Source organism: Ruegeria sp. CG11 (genome assembly GCF_056537245.1).
In genome coordinates this window covers 27,188-46,532 of sequence record NZ_JBQFRE010000005.1, presented here as the reverse complement: position 1 = coordinate 46,532, position 19,345 = coordinate 27,188, and the positions used below count along the sequence as shown (strand labels likewise).

The 19,345-nt window shown below is 58.6% G+C and carries 23 protein-coding genes and 1 tRNA gene; 18 read left to right on the top strand and 6 right to left on the bottom strand.

Features of this window, described 5'->3' with window-relative positions; translation table 11 throughout:
• Window positions 1-423: a tellurite resistance TerB family protein gene (locus ACR0KW_RS13260; RefSeq protein ID WP_170327101.1), complete on the bottom strand. Its 423-nt coding sequence runs from the start codon at window positions 421-423 to the stop codon at window positions 1-3.
• A 79-nt stretch (window positions 424-502) separates the two neighbouring features.
• Window positions 503-970, bottom strand: coding sequence for an Lrp/AsnC family transcriptional regulator (locus ACR0KW_RS13255; protein WP_480805412.1), 468 nt, complete (start codon window positions 968-970; stop codon window positions 503-505).
• A 109-nt stretch (window positions 971-1,079) separates the two neighbouring features.
• Between ACR0KW_RS13255 and phhA the strand changes: the two genes are divergently transcribed.
• The 5 genes from phhA to ACR0KW_RS13230 all read left to right on the top strand — a co-directional run bounded on the left by phhA (window position 1,080) and on the right by ACR0KW_RS13230 (window position 6,809).
• Window positions 1,080-1,880, top strand: a complete 801-nt coding sequence (gene phhA, locus ACR0KW_RS13250) for a phenylalanine 4-monooxygenase (RefSeq protein WP_480805411.1) — start codon at window positions 1,080-1,082, stop codon at window positions 1,878-1,880.
• Window positions 1,881-1,887: 7 nt separating this feature from the next.
• Complete coding sequence (locus tag ACR0KW_RS13245) at window positions 1,888-2,241, top strand: 4a-hydroxytetrahydrobiopterin dehydratase (RefSeq protein WP_480805410.1); 354 nt, start codon at window positions 1,888-1,890, stop codon at window positions 2,239-2,241.
• 121 nt (window positions 2,242-2,362) lie between these two features.
• Window positions 2,363-3,937, top strand: coding sequence for a lysine--tRNA ligase (locus ACR0KW_RS13240; RefSeq protein ID WP_480805409.1), 1,575 nt, complete (start codon window positions 2,363-2,365; stop codon window positions 3,935-3,937).
• A gap of 48 nt (window positions 3,938-3,985) precedes the next feature.
• Entirely contained in the window at window positions 3,986-4,387 is a 402-nt protein-coding gene (locus ACR0KW_RS13235) for a DUF4864 domain-containing protein (RefSeq protein ID WP_480805408.1), read from the top strand.
• A 133-nt stretch (window positions 4,388-4,520) separates the two neighbouring features.
• On the top strand, window positions 4,521-6,809 hold the full coding sequence (locus tag ACR0KW_RS13230) for a glycosyl hydrolase family 28-related protein (RefSeq protein WP_480805407.1): 2,289 nt from the start codon (window positions 4,521-4,523) through the stop codon (window positions 6,807-6,809).
• 45 nt (window positions 6,810-6,854) lie between these two features.
• On the opposite strand, the gene ACR0KW_RS13225 is transcribed toward ACR0KW_RS13230, so the two are convergent.
• Window positions 6,855-7,538, bottom strand: a complete 684-nt coding sequence (locus ACR0KW_RS13225) for a hypothetical protein (protein WP_480805406.1) — start codon at window positions 7,536-7,538, stop codon at window positions 6,855-6,857.
• Window positions 7,539-7,662: 124 nt separating this feature from the next.
• On the opposite strand from ACR0KW_RS13225, the gene ACR0KW_RS13220 reads away from it, so the two are divergent.
• Window positions 7,663-7,989: an antibiotic biosynthesis monooxygenase family protein gene (locus ACR0KW_RS13220; RefSeq protein ID WP_170327094.1), complete on the top strand. Its 327-nt coding sequence runs from the start codon at window positions 7,663-7,665 to the stop codon at window positions 7,987-7,989.
• Window positions 7,990-8,054: 65 nt separating this feature from the next.
• Complete coding sequence (locus ACR0KW_RS13215) at window positions 8,055-8,462, top strand: universal stress protein (RefSeq protein ID WP_170327093.1); 408 nt, start codon at window positions 8,055-8,057, stop codon at window positions 8,460-8,462.
• On the opposite strand, the gene ACR0KW_RS13210 is transcribed toward ACR0KW_RS13215, so the two are convergent.
• Entirely contained in the window at window positions 8,447-8,950 is a 504-nt protein-coding gene (locus ACR0KW_RS13210) for a HugZ family pyridoxamine 5'-phosphate oxidase (RefSeq protein WP_480805405.1), read from the bottom strand. The genes ACR0KW_RS13215 and ACR0KW_RS13210 overlap by 16 nt on opposite strands.
• A 125-nt stretch (window positions 8,951-9,075) precedes the next feature.
• On the opposite strand from ACR0KW_RS13210, the gene ACR0KW_RS13205 reads away from it, so the two are divergent.
• The 3 genes from ACR0KW_RS13205 (at window position 9,076) to ACR0KW_RS13195 (ending at window position 10,294) form a co-directional block, all read left to right on the top strand.
• Window positions 9,076-9,498 carry an excalibur calcium-binding domain-containing protein gene (locus ACR0KW_RS13205; RefSeq protein ID WP_480805404.1) on the top strand — a complete coding sequence of 141 codons (423 nt, stop codon included), beginning with the start codon at window positions 9,076-9,078 and terminating at the stop codon, window positions 9,496-9,498.
• Window positions 9,499-9,607: 109 nt separating this feature from the next.
• Window positions 9,608-9,901, top strand: a complete 294-nt coding sequence (locus ACR0KW_RS13200; RefSeq protein ID WP_170445934.1) for a hypothetical protein — start codon at window positions 9,608-9,610, stop codon at window positions 9,899-9,901.
• 39 nt (window positions 9,902-9,940) lie between these two features.
• A complete protein-coding gene (locus ACR0KW_RS13195) occupies window positions 9,941-10,294 on the top strand; it encodes an MmcQ/YjbR family DNA-binding protein (protein ID WP_480805403.1) in 354 nt (117 codons plus the stop codon).
• On the opposite strand, the gene ACR0KW_RS13190 is transcribed toward ACR0KW_RS13195, so the two are convergent.
• Window positions 10,291-10,992 carry an ORF6N domain-containing protein gene (locus tag ACR0KW_RS13190; protein ID WP_480805402.1) on the bottom strand — a complete coding sequence of 234 codons (702 nt, stop codon included), beginning with the start codon at window positions 10,990-10,992 and terminating at the stop codon, window positions 10,291-10,293. The genes ACR0KW_RS13195 and ACR0KW_RS13190 overlap by 4 nt on opposite strands.
• A gap of 286 nt (window positions 10,993-11,278) precedes the next feature.
• Here ACR0KW_RS13190 and ACR0KW_RS13185 point away from each other — a divergent pair, with 286 nt between their 5' ends.
• Window positions 11,279-11,869 carry a hypothetical protein gene (locus tag ACR0KW_RS13185; RefSeq protein WP_480805401.1) on the top strand — a complete coding sequence of 197 codons (591 nt, stop codon included), beginning with the start codon at window positions 11,279-11,281 and terminating at the stop codon, window positions 11,867-11,869.
• Window positions 11,870-11,901: 32 nt separating this feature from the next.
• On the opposite strand, the gene uvrB is transcribed toward ACR0KW_RS13185, so the two are convergent.
• Entirely contained in the window at window positions 11,902-14,088 is a 2,187-nt protein-coding gene (uvrB, locus tag ACR0KW_RS13180; RefSeq protein WP_480805400.1) for an excinuclease ABC subunit UvrB, read from the bottom strand.
• Between the two features lie 153 nt (window positions 14,089-14,241).
• Here uvrB and ACR0KW_RS13175 point away from each other — a divergent pair, with 153 nt between their 5' ends.
• The 7 genes from ACR0KW_RS13175 to ACR0KW_RS13145 all read left to right on the top strand — a co-directional run bounded on the left by ACR0KW_RS13175 (window position 14,242) and on the right by ACR0KW_RS13145 (window position 19,313).
• Window positions 14,242-14,553, top strand: coding sequence for an ETC complex I subunit (locus tag ACR0KW_RS13175; protein ID WP_170327085.1), 312 nt, complete (start codon window positions 14,242-14,244; stop codon window positions 14,551-14,553).
• Window position 14,554: 1 nt separating this feature from the next.
• Window positions 14,555-15,031 (top strand): GNAT family N-acetyltransferase, encoded by a 477-nt coding sequence (locus ACR0KW_RS13170; protein ID WP_480805399.1) that lies wholly within the window; start codon window positions 14,555-14,557, stop codon window positions 15,029-15,031.
• 21 nt (window positions 15,032-15,052) lie between these two features.
• Window positions 15,053-15,129: transfer RNA gene (locus ACR0KW_RS13165), tRNA-Arg, on the top strand.
• Window positions 15,130-15,265: 136 nt separating this feature from the next.
• The gene (gene iolG, locus ACR0KW_RS13160) at window positions 15,266-16,279 is read left to right on the top strand and encodes an inositol 2-dehydrogenase (protein WP_480805398.1); all 1,014 of its coding nucleotides are present in this window, start codon (window positions 15,266-15,268) and stop codon (window positions 16,277-16,279) included.
• A 120-nt stretch (window positions 16,280-16,399) separates the two neighbouring features.
• Window positions 16,400-17,320 carry a sugar ABC transporter substrate-binding protein gene (locus ACR0KW_RS13155; RefSeq protein ID WP_170327081.1) on the top strand — a complete coding sequence of 307 codons (921 nt, stop codon included), beginning with the start codon at window positions 16,400-16,402 and terminating at the stop codon, window positions 17,318-17,320.
• Between the two features lie 66 nt (window positions 17,321-17,386).
• On the top strand, window positions 17,387-18,493 hold the full coding sequence (locus tag ACR0KW_RS13150) for an ABC transporter permease (protein WP_480805397.1): 1,107 nt from the start codon (window positions 17,387-17,389) through the stop codon (window positions 18,491-18,493).
• A gap of 1 nt (window position 18,494) precedes the next feature.
• Window positions 18,495-19,313, top strand: a complete 819-nt coding sequence (locus ACR0KW_RS13145; RefSeq protein ID WP_170327079.1) for an ATP-binding cassette domain-containing protein — start codon at window positions 18,495-18,497, stop codon at window positions 19,311-19,313.
• Window positions 19,314-19,345 lie beyond the last annotated feature (32 nt).

The window sequence follows — 19,345 nt, the reverse complement described above, 5'->3', positions numbered from 1 at the left end:
TCAGGTGGTGTGACGCGCCCGTGCGCCGCGCTCGATCGCGGCGGCGTGCAGACGGTCGATATTCAACTCATACCGGATTTCTTCCAGCAGGCGCAGCTCGGTCTCGGCAAGCGACCCGTCCGCCGCGGCCACATCGCAGGCCAGCGCGTAGGCGGTTTCGTGCAACCGCTCGGGCAGGTTGTCGCGGATCAGGCCGAACAGGGCATCCAGCCCGTCCTCCTGCTCGAACAGATCAAACACGGTTTGCGACACGCGACGGGTGCGGTCGATATCGTATTCGGCAAATACCGGCAGCATGTTGACCGCGCCTTCGATTTTGACCAGCTCGGCGGTGCGGATGGTCTCATCCGAGGCAGAGACCGCAACCATGATCGCGACAAGGCAATCCTGTGGGGACATCGGGTGGGGTACTTGTTCGGTCATGGTGTCGTCCTGATTGGGCTTTTGCGCCCGCACGATAGGAGGGCTGGCGGGCAGGTTCAACGGATTTTGCCGGATTGGGTCACAGAATAGGCAACGGCCCCCGCGTTTTGGTCTGGCGCAGCACGAAATTGCTGCGGGTGTCACGCACCAAACCAGACTTCAGCAACCGCTGCATGATGAAGTGTTCAAGGTCTTCGGGCGTTTTGGCATAGACCTTTAGGATGAAGTCATGATCCCCGGTGATCGAGGCGCATTCGACGATCTGCGGTTCGGTCTCAACCAGTCGCAGGAATGCGGTGATGTTGTCCTCCTGATGGTCTCGCAGGGCGACGTGGACATAGGCGATGGCGTCCAGTCCTACGGACTTGGCCCGTACCTGCGCGATATAACCCGACACCACGCCGGACGCCTCAAGATCGCGCACACGCCGCCAGCATTGCGAGGCCGACAGGCCGGTGCGGTCGGCAAGGTCCTGCATCGACAGGCGGCCATCGGTCTGCAGCTCTTGCAGAATGGCAATGTCAGCGGGTTGAAGCGTTTGTTTCATAAAAGGTAGCTCAGCGATATATATTTACCAAAGTACCGGCAAAACCACGTTACAACAAACCAAAATCATCAGGACGGGCGGCTATACTTTCCTCAAGGAGGAAAAAGTAATGCCAAAATCGACCAAATACGTCGCCAAGGTGGCTGATGCGCGCGGCCATATCGCCTATACGGCCGAGGAAGACGCGGTTTGGGCCGATCTTTATGCCGCGCAAGAGAAGAATGTGCAGCGCTACATGGCCCGCGATTACCTTGCAGGGCTGGAAAGGCTTGATCTGCCGAAAACCCGTGTGCCGTCCTGCGCCGATATCTCGGAACGCCTTTTGGATATGACCGGGTGGCGGGTGCAGCCGGTGCCCGCTCTGATCGGGTTCAAAACCTTCTTTGGCATGTTGGCAGACCGTGTTTTTCCCGCCGCATCCTTCATCCGCTCGCGCGAGGATTTCGATTATATTGAAGAGCCGGACATCTTTCATGAGATCTTCGGCCACACGCCCTTGCTGAGTGATCCGCGCTTTGCAGCCTTTAGCCATGCCATTGGCAAAGCCGGGGTGCAGGCAGGCGACAAGGATTATTCCTGGCTGATCCGGCTCTATTGGTTCTCGATCGAGTTTGGACTGCGTCGTCAGGACGGAGAGATCAAGGCGCTGGGGTCCGGGCTTGCGTCCTCGCCAACCGAGCTGGTCTATTCCGTGGAAAGCGACATTCCCGACCGCGATCCGTTCGATATCCTGACGATCCTGCGCACGCCCTATCGGATCGACATGCACCAGATGGGTTATTTCGTGCTAAACTCGCCTGAGGAGCTGTTTGCAGCCGCGGATCGAGACCTGCTGGCGGATGTGCGTCAGGCACAGTCCCTTGGGTTGCTGCCAAACAAGTTCCCGGAAAAAGCAACCGCAGCGGAGTGAACGGATCATGACCACATCAGGAGAAACCTGCAGCCTTTCGGATCGAACCTGTGTGCCCTGTTCCGGCGGTGTTCCTGCCTTGACCAGGGAAGAGGCAAACACCCACATGGCCGAACTGTCGTCTGACTGGAAACTGGACGCAGAGGCGAAAGAACTCAGCCGTCACTACAAGTTCAAAGGGTTCGCCAAGGCGACCTATCTGGCCAATCTCTGCGCTTGGCTGGCCGATCAGCAGGGACATCACCCGGACGTCTCCTTTGGCTGGGGCTATGTGGATGTCAAACTGACCACACATGAAATCGGTGGTCTCAGTGAGAATGATTTCATCTGGGCGGCCAAGCTGGACCAGTTGACCGCGTAAATCGGCCTTCCCATCAGGAAAAAACCCGCAGTTTATTGACTCATGCTGCACCGGCACAATAGGAGGGGCCGGTCGGTTGCAAAGGGCGGCCGGCGCTGTTTTTCCCGATGGAGCAAATCTGATGTCTGAACTGCGTGAAACCGCGATGTCGTCCAAGGCCTGGCCTTTCGAAGAGGCGCGCCGGTTGCTCAAACGCTATCAGAAGGGCGCTCCGGAGAAGGGGTACGTGCTTTTTGAGACCGGCTACGGCCCCTCGGGCCTGCCGCATATCGGCACATTCGGCGAGGTCGCGCGCACCACGATGGTCAAGCGCGCGTTCGAGGCATTGTCGGATATCCCGACCAAGTTGATCTGTTTCTCGGACGATCTAGACGGGATGCGCAAGGTGCCGACCAACGTACCCAACCCTGAGATTCTGGAACAGCATCTACAGCGCCCGCTGACCTCGGTTCCGGACCCGTTCGGCGAATATGACAGCTTTGGCGAGCACAACAACGCGATGCTGCGGCGTTTCCTGGACACGTTTGGTTTCGAGTATGAGTTCTACTCGGCCAAGGAGTTCTACGAATCCGGACAGTTCGACGAAATCCTCAAGCGCGCGGTCGAGCGCTATGAAGAAATCATGGCGATTATGCTCAAAAGCCTGCGTGAAGAGCGCCAGCAGACCTATTCCATTTTCCTGCCGCTGCACCCCGAAAGCGGACGGGTTATGTATGTGCCGATGAAAAAGGTCTGTGCCGAGACCTACACCGTGACCTTTGACGATGAGACGGGCAAGGAGTGGACCGTTCCTGTCACCGGCGGCAACGTGAAGCTGCAGTGGAAGCCGGACTTCGGCGCACGCTGGGCTGCGCTGGGCGTCGATTTCGAGATGTACGGCAAGGAACACGCGACCAACGAGAAAATCTATGACGCGATTTGTCGTGCGCTGGGCGGCCGTGCGCCCGAGCATTTCTCGTACGAGTTGTTCCTGGATGAAAACGGTCAGAAAATTTCAAAATCGTCCGGTAACGGTGTGTCGATCGACGAATGGCTGACCTATGCGCCGACCGAGTCGCTGGCGTATTTCATGTATCAGAAGCCCAAAACCGCCAAGCGGATGCATTTCGACGTCATCCCCAAGGCGTATGATGAGTATCATCAGCAATTGCGGGCCTATCCGGGTCAGGATCTGAAGGCGCAGTTGAATAACCCTGTCTGGCATATCCACGGCGGCAACGTTCCCGAGTCCACGCTGATCGTGCCCTTCGCGATGCTGCTGAACCTTGCGTCCGTTTCCGGGGCCGAGGACAAAGAGGCGCTGTGGGGCTTTATCCGCCGTTACGCACCCGAAGCGACAGCGGAAAGCCATCCCGATCTGGATCAGGCAGCAGGCTTTGCGGTGCGCTACTTCAACGACTTCGTGAAACCGACCCGCCAGCACCGCGCGCCGACGGATCAGGAACGCGAAGCGCTGGAGGCGTTGAAAGCTGCGCTTGGGGCTTATGACGGTCCGATTGAAGACGAAGCGCTGCAATCGGTTGTCTACTCCATCGGACGCGAGCGGTTCGACCCGATGCGCGGCTGGTTCACTGCGCTGTACGAAGTGCTTCTGGGCGCCTCGCAAGGCCCGCGTTTCGGCGGCTTCATCGCGCTTTATGGTGTGCCGGAAACGATTGCTCTGATCGACAAGGCCCTGGCCGGAGAGTTGGTCTGATTTGACCTGATACCGCGCGGGGCTACCCTCTGCTCAGGAGGTGGCCCCATGCGTCGTTTATTACTTGCCCTGTCCCTGAGCGCCAGTTTGGCCTCGGGCGCGTTTGCCCAAAGCGCCGAAATTGAGGCGAATATCGCGGCGCAGATCCAGGCGTTCAAGGCGGATGATTTCGCCACCGCTTTTACCTTTGCCAGCCCCACAATCCAGCAACTGTTCCAGACGCCCGAGAACTTTGGGGTGATGGTCAAACGCGGCTATCCGATGGTCTGGCGGCCCGCAGATGTGCGGTTTCTGGAACTGCGCGAAGTGGCAGGCTCGCTGTGGCAGAAGGTCATGATCACGGACGGTGCAGGCCGGGTGCATATCCTCGACTATCAGATGGTGCCGCTGGAAAACGGCTGGAAGATCAACGGCGTGCAGCTGCTGGGTAACTCCGATCCGGCCGCCTGATGCAACACCACCGTCACGGTGACATGAGCGGCGGTTAATTCCTTTTCGGTACTCAGGCTTTTGCGTTCGGGGCGGTGCCTCCGGGCACTGGGTTTATGCGCGCTGATGCGGCGCGATTGGGAAAGGGATTTCTATGAATAAGGCAATCACCGACGGCATCGAGTTCATGCCGCCTGCTTTCGCAAACGGTCTGAACGTGTGGTCCAGTGGCGATGGCACGCCGGGTTCGCCCACCTACGACGGGTCGGGCACCGGCGCGTTTGTTCCGGCCGATGCGGATTTCGGCGGTTGCCTTGAGATTCTGAAGGTCAGCACCACGCAGCGTCTGCGCTATATGGGGCAGACGCCGTTGCTGCCGGGTTGCTATCTTCAGGTCAAGGCGCGGGTCAAAGCGATCAGCGGCCCGCTGCCCGAAGTACGCATCGCCAGTTGGGCTGGCGGTGCCGGAGACGTTCAGGTCACCGGCGTGGTTGAGCAGGGCCCGGTCACACAGCTTTCCGGCTATGGCACGGTGCATGAGATCACCGCCATTGTCGGCACTGGCCAGCGCCCCGGCGTGGACATGCCGTGGGGCGTGCAAGCGCTGTACGGGCATTTTGGACTGGACATCGATGGTGCAAACGGGGCCGTCATCCGGGTCGATGATATCGAGATCACGGATGTCACCGGTGTGTTCCTGCGCAATCTGATCAGCCTCGTCGATGTTCGCGATTTCGGGGCCATCGGCGATGGTGTGGCGGATGACTCGGCGGCTTTTGAGGCTGCGGATCAGGCCGCAAACGGGCGCACGGTTTTCGTGCCCGAAGGCACCTACCTGCTGACACAAAACACATCGATGGCGTCCGAGATCGATTTCGAAGGCACGCTCACGATGCCCGACGACAAAATGCTGTTGCTGACCAAAAATTTCGACCTGCCGACCTACATAAACGCTTTTGGCAACGAAACGCTGGCTTTCAAAAAGGCGTTTCAGGCATTGCTGAACAACTCGGACCATGAATCGCTTGATCTGGGGGGGCGCAAGGTTTCGGTCAGCGAACCCATCGACATGGCCGCCGCGGTGCCGAACCGGCAAAGCGGATTCTCGACGCGCCGCGTAATCCGCAATGGCCAGTTCGACGTGCAAAGCAGTTCGGCCTGGGATACCGAGACGTTCACCTCGGTCGCGACCTACAACCCAAACGACCCCACCCGCCTGGTGAATGTGGCCAATGTGGCCAATATTCCTGTTGGCGCATTGGTACAAGGCAGCGGGGTCGGGCGTGAAATCTACGTCCGTTCCAAGAACGAGGGTGCGGGTGAGATCACGCTGAACGCACCGTTGTTCGATGCGGCCGGCACGCAGACCTTTACTTTCCAGTCCTTCAAGTACCTGCTGGATTTCAGCGGGTTCAGCACGCTGCGCAAGTTCGGGATGGAAGAAATCGAGTTCCAGTGCAGCGGCCGCAGCAGCGCGATCCGTCTGGCTCCGTCGGGCAGTACGTTCGCGGTGACGAACTGTTTCATCAGCCGTCCCAAGGATCGGGGCATCACGTCCATCGGAACCGGCTGCCAGGGTATGCTGATCGACAACTGCCAATTCCTGTCCACCGAAGAATCCTTCAACGTGGAGGATCGCAAGTCGATTGCGCTGAACTCTACCGCCAATGACGTCAAATTGCGTCACAACCGGGCGGTGCGGTTCCGGCACTTTGCCGTTCTGGGCGGCACTAACAACATGATCTTGGGCAATCACTTTTTCCAAGGCGATAGCATTCCGCAAGGCGTACGCAGTGCCGGTTTGGTCATGATCGGGACCTACAACAGTTCGACCATCTCGGGGAATTACATCGATAACTGTTATGTCCTGTGGTCCAACGAACGAGACGCAAACCCAGTTTACACCGCCGGATATTCGTTTAGTTCGATGGCCATCACCGACAATATCTTCTACTCCAGCGAAGTTGCGCCCTGGTTCAACTATCTTGTTATTCGGCCCTATGGTGCAGGGCACTTCCTGAACGGTGTTATCGTGACCGGGAACAAGTTCCGATCATCAAGTGGCAATATCACCCGGGTGGAACGGGTGGACACCACCTATGCCGATCTGAACAAATACGCGCACCGGGATGTGACGTTCGAGAACAATACGTTCCACGGAGTGGATCAGAAAGTGTCGAACCCGCTGCGGGTCAGGTATGCACAAGGTTCAGCATCGCAAGCCTGGACCGTTCAGACTTCGGCTCAGTTGCCGTTCGGTGGTCTTGCTCGCGGCTGTGATGCGGTCACGGTCCTGGGTCCGTTAAGAACTGCGTTCGGGTCGCTGACCTTTGCCAACCCGTATGTCGAGTTGGAGCAGGGCGCATCGAATGACGCGATTAACCTGCGCTGGCCCGAGGCGCTGAGCGGCGAGGTCTCCGCAATCGTGCGAATGGAGCGCTGATTTTACGGCTGGCCGTCCTGTCGCGGGGCGGCCAGTTCGCAGGCCTTAGAACTCATTCCAAATCGCCAGCTTCAGCCCCGTATCGCTGCGCGCATCATTGCGTTCAAGGCCCAGAACCCAGGTGGCGGAACTGTTTTTTGTTCGGATCATGACTGAAGGCCGGGCTCTCCAGAACAGCGAATGGTCGGGCGTATAGGCAGTTTCGATCTGTATAAGCGGGTTCAGCAGCCGATCACCGGACAGACCCGCCGTGATATCCAGCTTGCGATACAGGGCGTCATGTGTGCGCAATTCCAAAGCGGTATCGACGGCCACCCAGCCATTCCCCCAGCCGGTTTGGAACCCTTTGCCATATGAGAGGGTCAGCTTATACATGGCCCAGGCGTCCCGGTGCCGGTGATGGGCACCCGCGCCGAACTCGGCCGCAAAACGCCCCCATTTGTCGAAATCGGCCACCGGAAACCGGGCAAACAAAAGTGCGTGACCATAAAGGTCGCGGTTTTCCTCGAAATCCAACCCGATTGTAAGGTTCGGCCTGTACCCAAATTCTGCGTAAAGGCCTGTTTTGTAGTCATACGTGCCGTCGGGGTCCTTGAAGGCGGTGACCGAGGCTGCGGTGAATGCCGAACCCTTTTCCCGCAGCCACGCCCCAGACCACGCCGGAGCGGCGGCAAGCAGCAAGGACAAAAGAAGGACGATCCGGCACATGCGCGCAGAATCTGTCAGCATGGTTAACGGATGGTTAGTAATCTGTTCATTTTTTGGAAACCTACAAAGAAGTCTCGCCCGCAAAGGAAACACGAGACCTTTGCAATTCCTGTGTTAAGCTTGTGAAACGATAAGGAGAATCCAGATGCCGAAGATTTCGAAGAGCGCGAGCGTCCAGACAGTTATCACCACCTTTGAAATGACGCCGGGTACCTGCCACGATCTGCTGGAGGCGCTGACCGACGCCTATGCCGAGTTCATCTCGAAACAGCCGGGTTTCGTTTCAGCAGGGCTTCATGTGAACGATGCCCAGACGCGGATCGCCAATTATTCCCAGTGGGAACGCCGCGAGGATTTTCTGGCCATGCTGCGCACTCCGGAAATGCGCGACCGCAACCGCAAGATCAACGAGCTGTGCAAAAGCTTTGAGCCGGTGATGTACGATGTGGCTGAAACTTTTGGCAGTTCCTGACTTGGATCAAAGCGTTAACGCCCAGTCCCGCACAAGGTGAATGTAGGAAAACGGAGGTGCGCGCCATGTATCATAACATTCTTGTTCCCATTTCTTTCGATGCCGAACGGGATATTTCCGGTCCACTGAAACTGGCCGAGATTCTATCGACGCCGGACGCCCAGGTGACCTTGCTGCATGTCGTCGAGCACATCCCGAATTATGCGATCTCTTACATGCCGCCCGAATACCTGACCGAAGCCCGCAAAGCGATTCAGACCGAGCTGGACGAGCTGGCGGCGAAACTGCCCAACGCGACGGGCGTGGTGATCGAAGGGCATTCCGGGCGCACCATTCTGGACTGGGCAGAAGCCCACAAGCCGGATCTGATCATCATGGCATCGCATCGGCCGGGCATGCAGGATCTTCTGCTGGGCTCTACCGCGAACCATGTGGTCCGCCACGCCGCCTGCGCGGTTCACGTGGTGCGCTGATCGGGCATAAGGTCAGCAGAGGCAAGGCGCCAGGCCTTGCCAAAGCCACCGTTCAACAGGGCCTCGGAAATCTCGAAACGAACAAAGCCGAAATCGGTAAAATCGACATAAAGCTTCGCTTTGGGGCGCAGGGCCAGATACCTTGCGCGCAGGTGGCCGTGTTCTGAACTGTCACGCGTAACGAACCGGGCCTCGGCGTGTAAGGTCAGGCGCGGGTGGGTCAGGGGATCGCCTGTCTCTCCCGGCTCTCCGATCAACAGTGCGCAGGCCGGATTGGCGCGCAAAGCCCGCGTATGATCCGCCAGGGTCGAGATCAGGGTTATCGGCCTGCCAGCCTCATCCGTTGCCAGCGCGATACGCGATACCGACGGCACCGCCTTATCCGGCTGTAGGGTGGCGAGGGCACCATAAGTCGCACCCTCAATCAGGTCGCGGGCCAAGCCGCGGGCCGTGTCATCGACCGGACGAAAAGGGTTGGCTTCAACCATGTTTGATGTGCCCCGTGGTGTCTGCAACGGGCTGAGCATAGCTGCTTCACCCGGCCGGTACGAGGTCTTGTTACAGGTATTGCCCGAGCCTCGGTTTCGCCACAAATCCGGGTTAGGGGAAGGATATGCCAGTCGATCAGCCCAAGCCCGAAACGGAACCGACAACACCCAAGGTATCGAGGCGCCAGAAACGTGCGGACGCCTTGCGCAAGCGCGCGCTGTCTCCGGTCCGGATACTGATCATGATTCTCATGCTGCCATTGACGATCCTGAGCATCGTCGTAGCCGTTTACCTGCGCACATCCGGCTTTGAACGTGAAGAGGCCCTGATCCATTTGATTGCCCTCGCCGGATGTGACGCGGTTGAAAAGGTTGTGCCGGGCCCGTTTCTGGCCGGAGGACCGGGGTATCATCCACGCAACGACCCCGACGGCGACGGCGTCGCCTGCGAAACCATCGCGCCCGCCCCAGTTTCTGGCACGGTCCCGCAGCAGACTGGCTCGCGGCCATCACGAACCGTCGGAACCGCCAAATTCGTGCGTCCCTGATTGGCTCTTGCGCGGGTTCTGCGCGATTCACCGATGCTGTGTTACACTGCGCCGGACGTGCCGCTTATGGCCGTCTTTGGGGGATTTCGCCCTGAAAGGGAGGAAAGAAATGTTTGCACGTATTACTCAGTTCAAAATGAAGCCCGGCATGCGGGATGCCGCCGAGGCGAAAATGAATGAGCTTAAAGATCAGATTATGGGCATGAACGGGATGCACAGCTTCACCAATGCCATGAATGAGGACGGTACCGGTTACGTTGTTGCGGTTGTCGAAAGCGAGGAGACATCGAACGCGAACGCGCCCAAAGTGGCCGAGTTGTGGGGAAATTTCGCAGAATTCCTTGAAGGTCCGCCATCCCCTGCCGGGTTTGACGTGGTTGTCCACTGGGATAAGGCCCTTTAAACGCTTGCATATTTCCGGGTGATCGCCGAGATTCGGGCGATGACCCGCGATGACTTCAACACCTTCTGCGCCAGCCTCAAAGCCACCAGTCATGTGGTGCAATGGGGCAATGCGGATGTGTGGAAAGTGGGCGGCAAGGTCTTTGCGATCTGCGGCTGGAACGATGGCAAGGACGCCTTCACCTTCAAGGCCACCGATCTGGCGTTTGAGGTGCTGGGCGATGAGCCCGGCATCCGCCCAGCGCCCTATCTGGCCTCGCGCGGGATGAAATGGCTGCAGGTCTATGAGGAACGCGGCATGTCCGACGCATCCCTGCGCGACCATATCGTGACATCCTATGATCTGGTCGTGGCCAAGCTGACCAAAAAGATGCGGGTCGAGCTGGGGGTTTAACCCTTCATCGCCTGCAGCAACTCCAGCAGACGTTTGCGGTCGTCATCATCGGCATAATCCCCGGTCGCCAGACGTTGCGCGATGTTCAGGCGCAGGCGTTCGTGCTGAGTGCGCACCTCTTCGCCTGCGGTCTCGGCGAGGGTTTTCATGATCACCGCCACCGCCTGCTGCCGCTTGGTGGTGGGGTTGGCGATGTAATCGACAAGGCTTTGCTGACCGGAATCGAGGATGTTTTCGGCCAAATCGCGCAGCTGCTCGCCATTGGGCAGCAGCGGGGTAGGCGCATCTTCGGGCGGCAGGATTTCCGGCACGCTGCGCGGGGTCTCGGCCAACGCGTTTGCACCGTCGACGAACGCCTCGGTGATCATCCGAGTGATCCTGATCGCGCGCGGGTCTTTGAACAGGGCCGAGGCGATGGCCACGCCGTAATCCGTATAGACCCACGGATTGACCCGCCGCCCGCCGCGGCCCTTGGGTTTTGAGATCACATTCTGTGATTGCAAATCGGCGACCTCGGCATCGGTGAGCTGAAAGCGGTAGCCCTCGAACAGGTCCTTGTTGCGTGAGACGGCCTGATTGAAGGCGCTGACCGATTTTCCGTAGAACTGCGCCAGATCTTCGGCCAGCACCACACGGGCGCCGCGCACCCGGTGAATGGCGCTTTGGACCTCATGCGTGCTGGGTAGGGTGTTCGTCATGGCATCCGTTTGGAATCACAATTTGTGATTTCAAACGTGGAGGAGTGCGCGCTGGGCTGCAAGGGTAGAGTGGGGGGATTATCAGCCAACACATCTTGCGACGGGAGGCTTGGTTTTTCTCGCCCTCGACCACCTAGGGCTGGTCAACATCTTGTAGGTAATTTTCTACAGGTTCAATCTGTTGTGGTGGCGCCCACATCTGGGGTAACATGGGTAGCATAAGCAGTTGATTCTGCGATGGGCAATCGAAATAGGTGGGCAAATGATAAAGGCAAAGAAGCAGTCCTTGACCACTCCAGAGGCTGTCAGTCTTTTCCGAGAAATGATCGGTTATCGTCGTATTTATTGCGAGGATACAGAGTTCTTTCGGATGACCGATGTTTGGAACTGGCTGGCTGACGGTGAAGGTGAAGTCAAAATCAAAGCATACAGGACTGAAAGCGCGGAAGACTACAAACGTAAGGCAGGCGTCGTAGCGTTTGGGGAACGCTCAATACTTGTGGTCGATAAAAAGTTGCTCGAAAACGCTGACAACGGATGCAAGCTGTCCAATTTTATGTTGGCTCATGAATTTTCGCACTTGGCGCTAGATCATCACGCCCAAGGGGCCGTTGTTAAGAATTTTCAGCTCTTTGCAACGGCGAGCGGTAATGCCAACATTCCTCCAACAAAGGAGGAATACGAGGCAAACTTGGCGGCAGTTTTCTTCCAATGTGGGGTCGCACTGCTCGACCCGACTTTGGACCCGTTGACGCTTGCCCACCGAGCGCACTCCGACGTTACAGAAGTAAAGAAGGCGACAAGAATGTGCCGCTTGGACGTTTTTCGTGACGAGTTGAAGCGGCAAGCTTACGGTGTAGAACGGGTTGTCCTGTAACAACTGAATGGCAGCGGAGGCATCTCTTTTGTCTACCGCTTCCGCCGCTTCACATTCCCACCTCGCTGCCCCGGCCTGCCAGCCGTTGACCGTCCGCGTGATTTCACCGCGTCCTCCGAGGCTTTCTCGACCGCCCATTGGCGCGCCATGGGGTCGTCGGCGACGGCCAGATCGACCGCTTCCAGACGTTTGATCTCATCCCGGATATTGGCGGCCTCTTCGAATTCGAGGTTCTCGGCGGCTTTGCGCATCTTCTCGCGCAGACCGTCCAGATGGGCCTCGAGATTCGAGCCGTGCATCGGTTTGTCGATGGTGGCGGTGACGCGGTTCATGTCGACATCGCCTTCGTAGAGACCGGCCAGAACGTCCTCGACATTCTTCTTCACGGTCTCAGGCGTGATGCCGTGTTCTTCGTTATAGGCGAGCTGTTTGGCGCGGCGGCGGTTGGTTTCGCCCAAGGCGCGCTCCATCGAGCCGGTGATCTTGTCGGCATACATGATCACCCGGCCATCCGCGTTCCGCGCAGCACGGCCGATGGTCTGAATCAGGGATGTTTCCGAGCGCAGGAAGCCCTCTTTATCCGCGTCCAGAATGGCGACCAGCCCGCATTCGGGGATATCCAATCCTTCGCGCAGCAGGTTGATGCCGACCAGTACGTCGAAGGCCCCCAAGCGAAGGTCGCGCAGGATTTCGATGCGTTCCAGCGTATCGATATCCGAATGCATGTAGCGGACTTTGATGCCCTGCTCGTGCAAGTATTCGGTCAGGTCCTCGGCCATGCGTTTGGTCAGCGTTGTCACCAGCGTGCGGAATCCGTTGGCGGCCACCTTGCGCACCTCGTCCAGCAGGTCGTCCACCTGCATCGACACCGGGCGGATTTCAACCTCTGGGTCCAGTAGACCCGTGGGGCGGATCACTTGTTCGGTGAAGACACCGCCGGTCTGTTCGATCTCCCACTTCGCCGGGGTGGCCGAGACAAAGACGGATTGCGGGCGCATGGCGTCCCATTCCTCGAACTTGAGGGGTCGGTTGTCCATGCACGAGGGCAGGCGGAACCCGTGTTCCGCCAGCGTGAACTTGCGCCGATAGTCGCCACGGTACATGCCGCCGATCTGCGGGACGCTGACATGGGACTCGTCGGCGAAGACAATCGCGTTGTCCGGAATGAATTCGAACAGGGTTGGCGGCGGTTCACCAGGCGCGCGACCCGTGAGGTAGCGCGAATAGTTCTCGATCCCGTTACAAACGCCGGTGGCCTCGAGCATTTCCAGATCGAAGTTCGTACGCTGTTCCAGCCTTTGAGCTTCCAGCAGCTTGCCCTCGCCGACCAGCTGATCCAACCGGATGCGGAGTTCCTTTTTGATCCCAATGATCGCTTGATTCATCGTTGGCTTCGGCGTGACGTAGTGCGAATTCGCATAGACCCGCACCTGCTCCATCGTTGCCGCGCGTTCGCCGGTCAGCGGGTCGAACTCGGTGATGGTTTCCAGTTCCTCGCCGAAGAACGAGAATTTCCAAGCACGGTCCTCAAGGTGGGCCGGCCAGATTTCCAGGGAATCGCCACGCACCCGGAAGGACCCGCGCTGGAAAGCCTGATCGTTGCGGCGGTACTGTTGGGCAACCAGATCAGCCATCACCTGCCTCTGGTCATACTCATGACCCACCTTCAGATCCTGTGTCATCGCTCCATAGGTCTCGACCGAACCGATACCGTAGATGCACGAGACAGAGGCGACGATGATCACGTCATCGCGTTCCAGCAGCGCCCGCGTGGCCGAGTGACGCATCCGGTCGATCTGTTCGTTGATCTGCGATTCTTTTTCTATGTAGGTATCGGACCGCGGCACATAGGCTTCGGGCTGGTAGTAGTCATAGTACGAGACGAAGTATTCCACCGAGTTCTCAGGGAAGAAGCCTTTGAATTCTCCATAAAGCTGCGCCGCCAGCGTCTTATTTGGCGCCAGGATGATCGCAGGCCGCTGCGTTTCTTCAATCACCTTGGCCATGGTGAAGGTCTTGCCCGTCCCGGTCGCACCCAGCAGGACCTGATCTCGCTCACCATCATTCACACCGCCTGCCAGCTCTTTGATCGCCGTCGGCTGGTCGCCAGCCGGTGCGAACTCGGTGTGCATGACGAACTCCTTGCCGCCTTCCAGCTTCAGGCGGGCGCGGACATCTTCGGCGGTCAGCTGGGTCTTGTCGGAATGAGCGTAAGCCATCAGGGGAGATTCCTTTCGCGCCTGATTTTGATCTGTTTTTGTTCTTGTTCAAGGGGGCATTTCAAACGCTCTAAGTTGCGACAATTGCGGACTTGTCCACGCCGCGCGTCTGGCGCATAAACACCCCCAGCCAAGTGAGTACGGAGAGGCGACATGCGCGCACGGATTTACCAGCCTTCGCGAAACGCGATGACCTCGGGGATGGCCAAAACCCGCAAGTGGGTTCTGGAGTATGCCCCTGCCTCGTCGCGCGAGGTTGATCCGCTGATGGGCTGGACCTCGTCGAACGACACGCAGACCCAGGTGCGCCTCAAGTTCGACACCAAGGAAGAGGCGCTGGATTACGCCAAGGACAATGGGATCGATGCGCAGGTCAGCGAACCGCACAAGCGCAAGCCCAACCTGCGCGCCCGTGGCTATGGCGAGAATTTCGCCACCGACCGGCGTGCGCCCTGGACCCACTGAATTGATCGACATCCGCGAGGCTGATCCGACCTCAGACGCGCTGCGCCCGGTGGTCGAGTCGCATTTTGCCCATAGCGAAACCGCCGGCCCTGCGGAAAGCAATCACACCATGGATGCCAAGGCGCTGGCCGGGCCGGGGATTCGGTTCTGGGCCATGTATGAAGCCGATCAGCCAGTTGGGTGTGGTGCGCTCAAGGCGTTGCCGGATGGCACGGCCGAGGTGAAATCGGTGCATATTCTGGCGCAGGTCCGCGGGCGCGGTCTGGCGCGCAAGATGATGATACATCTGGCCGATCTGGCCCGAACCGACGGGATCTCTGCGTTGGTTCTGGAAACCGGCGCGGCGCATCTGCCAGAGTATGACGCGGCCCGAAAACTCTATGAGGCGCTGGGATATTCCTATTGCGGGCCGATCTACGGATACGAGGCCGATCCAAACAGCGCCTTCATGCGCTTGGGTCTTGAACCCCGCCCGTAAAAACCGCAAGAAGGGCGCAGCGGTCCCGTAGCTCAACTGGATAGAGCAGCTGACTTCTAATCAGCAGGTTGAGGGTTCGAGTCCTTCCGGGATCGCCAGTTATCATTCGCAACTCGAAAATACTCCGCTTGATCCGCGTGATTTTGCGTTGTGCCTCTTTGTGTCGAAAAAAATATTGCAACCGGTTGCAAAAGGAAACATTGTATCGCCAAATCAAAGAATCGGGAGAACCGTATGCTGAGAATCGGACTGCTTGGCGCCGGGCGCATTGGCCGGGTACACGCACAGGCCATTGCCGCGCATCCTCAAAGTCAGCTTTGCGCGGTTTCCGACGCGATTTCCGAAGCGGCTGAAAACCTTGCTGCAGAGCAGGGGGCGACGGCTCGTGACTCGCAAGACATCATCGCGGACCCGTCAATTGATGCGGTGCTGATCGCGACGCCGACGGATACTCATTCTGATCTGATCGAAGCCGCCACACAGGCGGGCAAGGCGGTTCTGTGTGAAAAACCTGTAGATCTAAGCCTTGAGCGGGCGCTGGCGTGTCAGGCGGTTGCAGCCGAAACTGGCTGCCCGGTCATGGTCGGGTTCAACCGCCGGTTTGACCCCAGTTTCTCGACCCTGAAGTCGGCCGCCGACAATGGTGAGATCGGTACGACCGAGATGCTTTCGATCACCTCTTTCGACCCCGCCCCGCCACCGATCAGCTACGTCAAGGTTTCGGGTGGTCTGTTCCGGGACATGATGATCCATGATTTCGACATGGCGAATTATCTTATGGGCCAGCTGCCCGAACGGATTTCCGCCGTTGGCTCCTCGATCGTCGACCCCGAGATTGGGCGTGCCGGAGATGTGGATACTGCAGTGGTCACAATGACTTATGCGGATGGCAAGATCGTGGTGATCAAGAACTCGCGGCGGGCGGTCTATGGCTATGATCAGCGGATCGAGATGCTGGGCTCGGGCGGGTTGCTGCAAGCTCATAATGTTCTGGAAAACGCCGTGGTCAAATCGACGGCCGATGGCGTGACCGGCGCCAAGCCGACCTACTTCTTCTTAGAACGTTACATGCCCGCCTATCGCGCAGAATGGGACGCGTTCGTTCAGGCCGTGCTGAACGGCTCGGCAATGCCGGTGACACTGGAGGATGGCGTTGCCGCGCTGGCGATGGCCGAGGCCGCAACCCGCTCGGCACAATCCGGGCAACCGGTCGCAATGGCTGACGTTTTGAAACCGGTTGCAAAATGAGTCGATATCCGGAAACTGGAACAAGCTCTGCCAGTTTTAGGAGCGGAAAAGATTCGGTGGATCCGAATGATTGGGGCTGATGCCCCGACAAAAGACAGACTTTTTTATGGGAGGAAACTAATGAACAAGTTCGTAAAAGGCGCACTGGCTGCCGGTGCTCTGGCCCTGGCCACGCCCGCATTTGCGCAGGAAATCGTGGTTGTGTCGCACGGTCAGGCAAATGACGCGTTCTGGAATGTCGTCAAGAACGGCGTTGAGCAGGCGGGCAAGGATGTCGGCGTCAACGTGGAATACCGCGCGCCTGAGACTTTCGACATGGTGGCCATGTCGCAGCTGATCGATGCTGCCGTGAACCAGGAGCCGGACGGGCTGATCGTTTCGATCCCCGACGCGGACGCGCTTGGCCCGTCAATCGAACGCGCGGTTGCGGCCGGCATCCCGGTGATCTCGATCAACTCGGGCGCCGAAGTTGCCAAGGACCTGGGCGCACTACTGCATGTCGGTCAGGATGAGTACGACGCGGGCAAGGCCGCAGGTGAAGCGCTGGCGTCGATGGGCGGCAGCAATGCGATCTGTGTGAACCACGAAGTGGGCAACGTGTCGCTGGATTTGCGCTGTGAAGGTTTTGCCGAGGGCTTTGGTGGCAACGTCACCGTTCTGCCGACCTCGAACGACCCGTCCGAGATTGAATCGAAAGTGGCCGCCGCATTGGCCGCAGATGAAAGCGTCGACACCGTTATGGCTCTGGGTGCCAGCTCGGCCGGTGAGCCTGCTGTTGCAGCCGTCAAAGCCTCGGGCCGTGACGTGAATGTTGCCTCGTTCGACTTGTCGGCCAATTTCCTGCAGTCGGTTGTTGACGGCGACGCGGCCTTTGCCATCGACCAGCAGCAATACCTGCAGGGCTATCTGTCGGTGAACTTCATGGGTCTGCACGCCAAATACGGTCTGATGCCGGGTGGCGATGTTCCTTCGGGCCCGAACCTGGTGACTGCCGACAAGGCTGGTCAGGTGATCGAACTGTCGTCGCAGGGCATCCGCTAAACGCCCCGGACAGTGACAAAAGAAACGGCGCCCTGCGCGCCGTTTCCATCTAAATGGGAGAAGAACATGAGTCAGTCAGCGCCCGTCGCAGCCGACGAAAGGGTCAAGAGCGAACCGTTTCTGACCAAATTAATGAAACGCCCCGAGCTTGGTGCCATGGCCGGTGTCATTCTGGTGTTCATCTTCTTCGCGATTACCGCGGACAGCTCGATGTTCACCCTGGCCGGGGTGATGAACTTCATGACGCCTGCGGCTCAGCTGGGTATTCTGGCCATTGGCGCGGCGTTGCTGATGATTGGCGGAGAGTTTGACCTGTCGATTGGTTCGATGGTCGCCTTTTCCGGCCTGTTCTTCGGCGTCTGTGTGGTGACCTGGCAACTGCCGCTGATCGCCGCGATCCCGATGACGTTTGTTTTTGCGGCCTTTGTTGGCGCGATCAACGGCAATATCGTGATCCGCTCGGGCCTGCCGTCCTTTATCGTGACGCTGGCGTTTCTGTTCATCCTGCGGGGGTTGTCTCTGGTCGGGTTGAAAATGGCGACCGGGGGATCGACCCAGTTGCGCGGTGTGCGTGACGCGACCGAAAATGATTGGTTGGCGCCGTTCTTCTCGGGCGAGGCATTTGGCAGCCTGTTTAGCTGGATGGCCGCCAATGGCATCGTTGACACATTCAAAAGCGGAGCGCCGAAAGTGCCGGGTATCCCGGTCGAAATCCTTTGGTTCATCGTCATGGCGCTGGCCGCAACATATGTACTGCTGCGCACCCCGGCGGGGAACTGGATTTTTGCCTCGGGCGGCGACAAGACAGCGGCGTCCAACTCGGGTGTTCCGGTGAGCCGCGTCAAAGTCTCTCTGTTCATGCTGACGGCCTGCTGCGCCGCGCTGGTGGCGATCATCACGGTAATGGACGCGGGTTCGACCGATGCGCGCCGCGGCTTCCAGAAAGAATTCGAGGCGATCATCGCGGCCGTGATCGGGGGCTGTCTGCTGACTGGTGGCTATGGATCGGCTATCGGGGCGTTCTTCGGCTCGATCATCTTTGGCATGGTCGTCATCGGCCTGACCTATACCGACTTTGATCAGGACTGGTTCCAGGTCTTTTTGGGCGCCATGCTGCTGATCGCCGTTCTGTTCAACAACGCGATCCGTAAACGCGTAACCGGGGAGCGCTGATATGACCGAAGATACCAAGTTCCACCACGGCGATGCGACCGATGCGGCGCCTATCGTTGAAATGAAAGACATCGAAAAGCACTTTGGTAACATCATCGCCCTGGCCGGTGTCAGCTTTGACGTCAAACCGGGGGAATGCCACTGCTTGCTGGGTGACAACGGTGCGGGCAAGTCGACCTTCATCAAGACCATGTCCGGGGTGCACAAACCCACCAAGGGCGAGATCTATTTCGAAGGCAAACCGCTGCATTTCGATACCCCGCGCGATGCGATGGAGGCAGGCATTGCGACCGTGTTCCAGGACCTTGCGATGATCCCGCTGATGAGCGTGACGCGGAATTTCTTCATGGGGCGCGAGCCAACCAAAGGTAAAGGTCTGTTCAAGCGGTTCGATGTGGAACAGGCCAACGACGTCTGCATGGAAGAGATGCGCAAGATGGGCATCAACCTGCGTGGGCCGGATCAGGCTGTCGGTACGCTTTCCGGCGGTGAGCGGCAGACCGTTGCGATTGCGCGCGCGGTTTATTTCGGTGCCAAAATCCTGATCCTGGACGAACCGACCTCGGCTTTGGGTGTGCGCCAAACGTCGAATGTTCTGGCGACCATTGACCGAGTGCGCAGCCAGGGCGTTGGCGTTGTCTTCATCAGCCACAACGTGCGCCACGCACTGGCGGTGGGCGATCGGTTTACCGTGCTGAACCGGGGCAAGACTCTGGGTACGGCGAAACGCGGCGAGATCACGCCCGAGGAACTGCAGGACCTTATGGCCGGTGGTCAGGAAATGGCCGAGCTGGAAGGGTCTCTGGGCGGAACGGTTTAAAACCGTTCCCCCCATTTGGGTCCGGGTGGCCC

What these genes read in the sequence shown, in the direction of transcription:
- ACR0KW_RS13190 (WP_480805402.1), bottom strand. Translation starts at nt 10,992, where the DNA reads ATGACGAACACCCTACCCAGCACGCATGAGGTCCAAAGCGCCATTCAC.
- iolG (WP_480805398.1), top strand. Translation starts at nt 15,266, where the DNA reads ATGCTGAGAATCGGACTGCTTGGCGCCGGGCGCATTGGCCGGGTACAC.
- ACR0KW_RS13240 (WP_480805409.1), top strand. Translation starts at nt 2,363, where the DNA reads ATGTCTGAACTGCGTGAAACCGCGATGTCGTCCAAGGCCTGGCCTTTC.
- phhA (WP_480805411.1), top strand. Translation starts at nt 1,080, where the DNA reads ATGCCAAAATCGACCAAATACGTCGCCAAGGTGGCTGATGCGCGCGGC.
- ACR0KW_RS13205 (WP_480805404.1), top strand. Translation starts at nt 9,076, where the DNA reads ATGCCAGTCGATCAGCCCAAGCCCGAAACGGAACCGACAACACCCAAG.
- ACR0KW_RS13245 (WP_480805410.1), top strand. Translation starts at nt 1,888, where the DNA reads ATGACCACATCAGGAGAAACCTGCAGCCTTTCGGATCGAACCTGTGTG.
- ACR0KW_RS13220 (WP_170327094.1), top strand. Translation starts at nt 7,663, where the DNA reads ATGCCGAAGATTTCGAAGAGCGCGAGCGTCCAGACAGTTATCACCACC.
- uvrB (WP_480805400.1), bottom strand. Translation starts at nt 14,088, where the DNA reads ATGGCTTACGCTCATTCCGACAAGACCCAGCTGACCGCCGAAGATGTC.
- ACR0KW_RS13210 (WP_480805405.1), bottom strand. Translation starts at nt 8,950, where the DNA reads ATGGTTGAAGCCAACCCTTTTCGTCCGGTCGATGACACGGCCCGCGGC.
- ACR0KW_RS13175 (WP_170327085.1), top strand. Translation starts at nt 14,242, where the DNA reads ATGCGCGCACGGATTTACCAGCCTTCGCGAAACGCGATGACCTCGGGG.
- ACR0KW_RS13155 (WP_170327081.1), top strand. Translation starts at nt 16,400, where the DNA reads ATGAACAAGTTCGTAAAAGGCGCACTGGCTGCCGGTGCTCTGGCCCTG.
- ACR0KW_RS13260 (WP_170327101.1), bottom strand. Translation starts at nt 423, where the DNA reads ATGACCGAACAAGTACCCCACCCGATGTCCCCACAGGATTGCCTTGTC.
- ACR0KW_RS13215 (WP_170327093.1), top strand. Translation starts at nt 8,055, where the DNA reads ATGTATCATAACATTCTTGTTCCCATTTCTTTCGATGCCGAACGGGAT.
- ACR0KW_RS13235 (WP_480805408.1), top strand. Translation starts at nt 3,986, where the DNA reads ATGCGTCGTTTATTACTTGCCCTGTCCCTGAGCGCCAGTTTGGCCTCG.
- ACR0KW_RS13255 (WP_480805412.1), bottom strand. Translation starts at nt 970, where the DNA reads ATGAAACAAACGCTTCAACCCGCTGACATTGCCATTCTGCAAGAGCTG.
- ACR0KW_RS13200 (WP_170445934.1), top strand. Translation starts at nt 9,608, where the DNA reads ATGTTTGCACGTATTACTCAGTTCAAAATGAAGCCCGGCATGCGGGAT.
- ACR0KW_RS13230 (WP_480805407.1), top strand. Translation starts at nt 4,521, where the DNA reads ATGAATAAGGCAATCACCGACGGCATCGAGTTCATGCCGCCTGCTTTC.
- ACR0KW_RS13150 (WP_480805397.1), top strand. Translation starts at nt 17,387, where the DNA reads ATGAGTCAGTCAGCGCCCGTCGCAGCCGACGAAAGGGTCAAGAGCGAA.
- ACR0KW_RS13225 (WP_480805406.1), bottom strand. Translation starts at nt 7,538, where the DNA reads ATGCTGACAGATTCTGCGCGCATGTGCCGGATCGTCCTTCTTTTGTCC.
- ACR0KW_RS13195 (WP_480805403.1), top strand. Translation starts at nt 9,941, where the DNA reads ATGACCCGCGATGACTTCAACACCTTCTGCGCCAGCCTCAAAGCCACC.
- ACR0KW_RS13145 (WP_170327079.1), top strand. Translation starts at nt 18,495, where the DNA reads ATGACCGAAGATACCAAGTTCCACCACGGCGATGCGACCGATGCGGCG.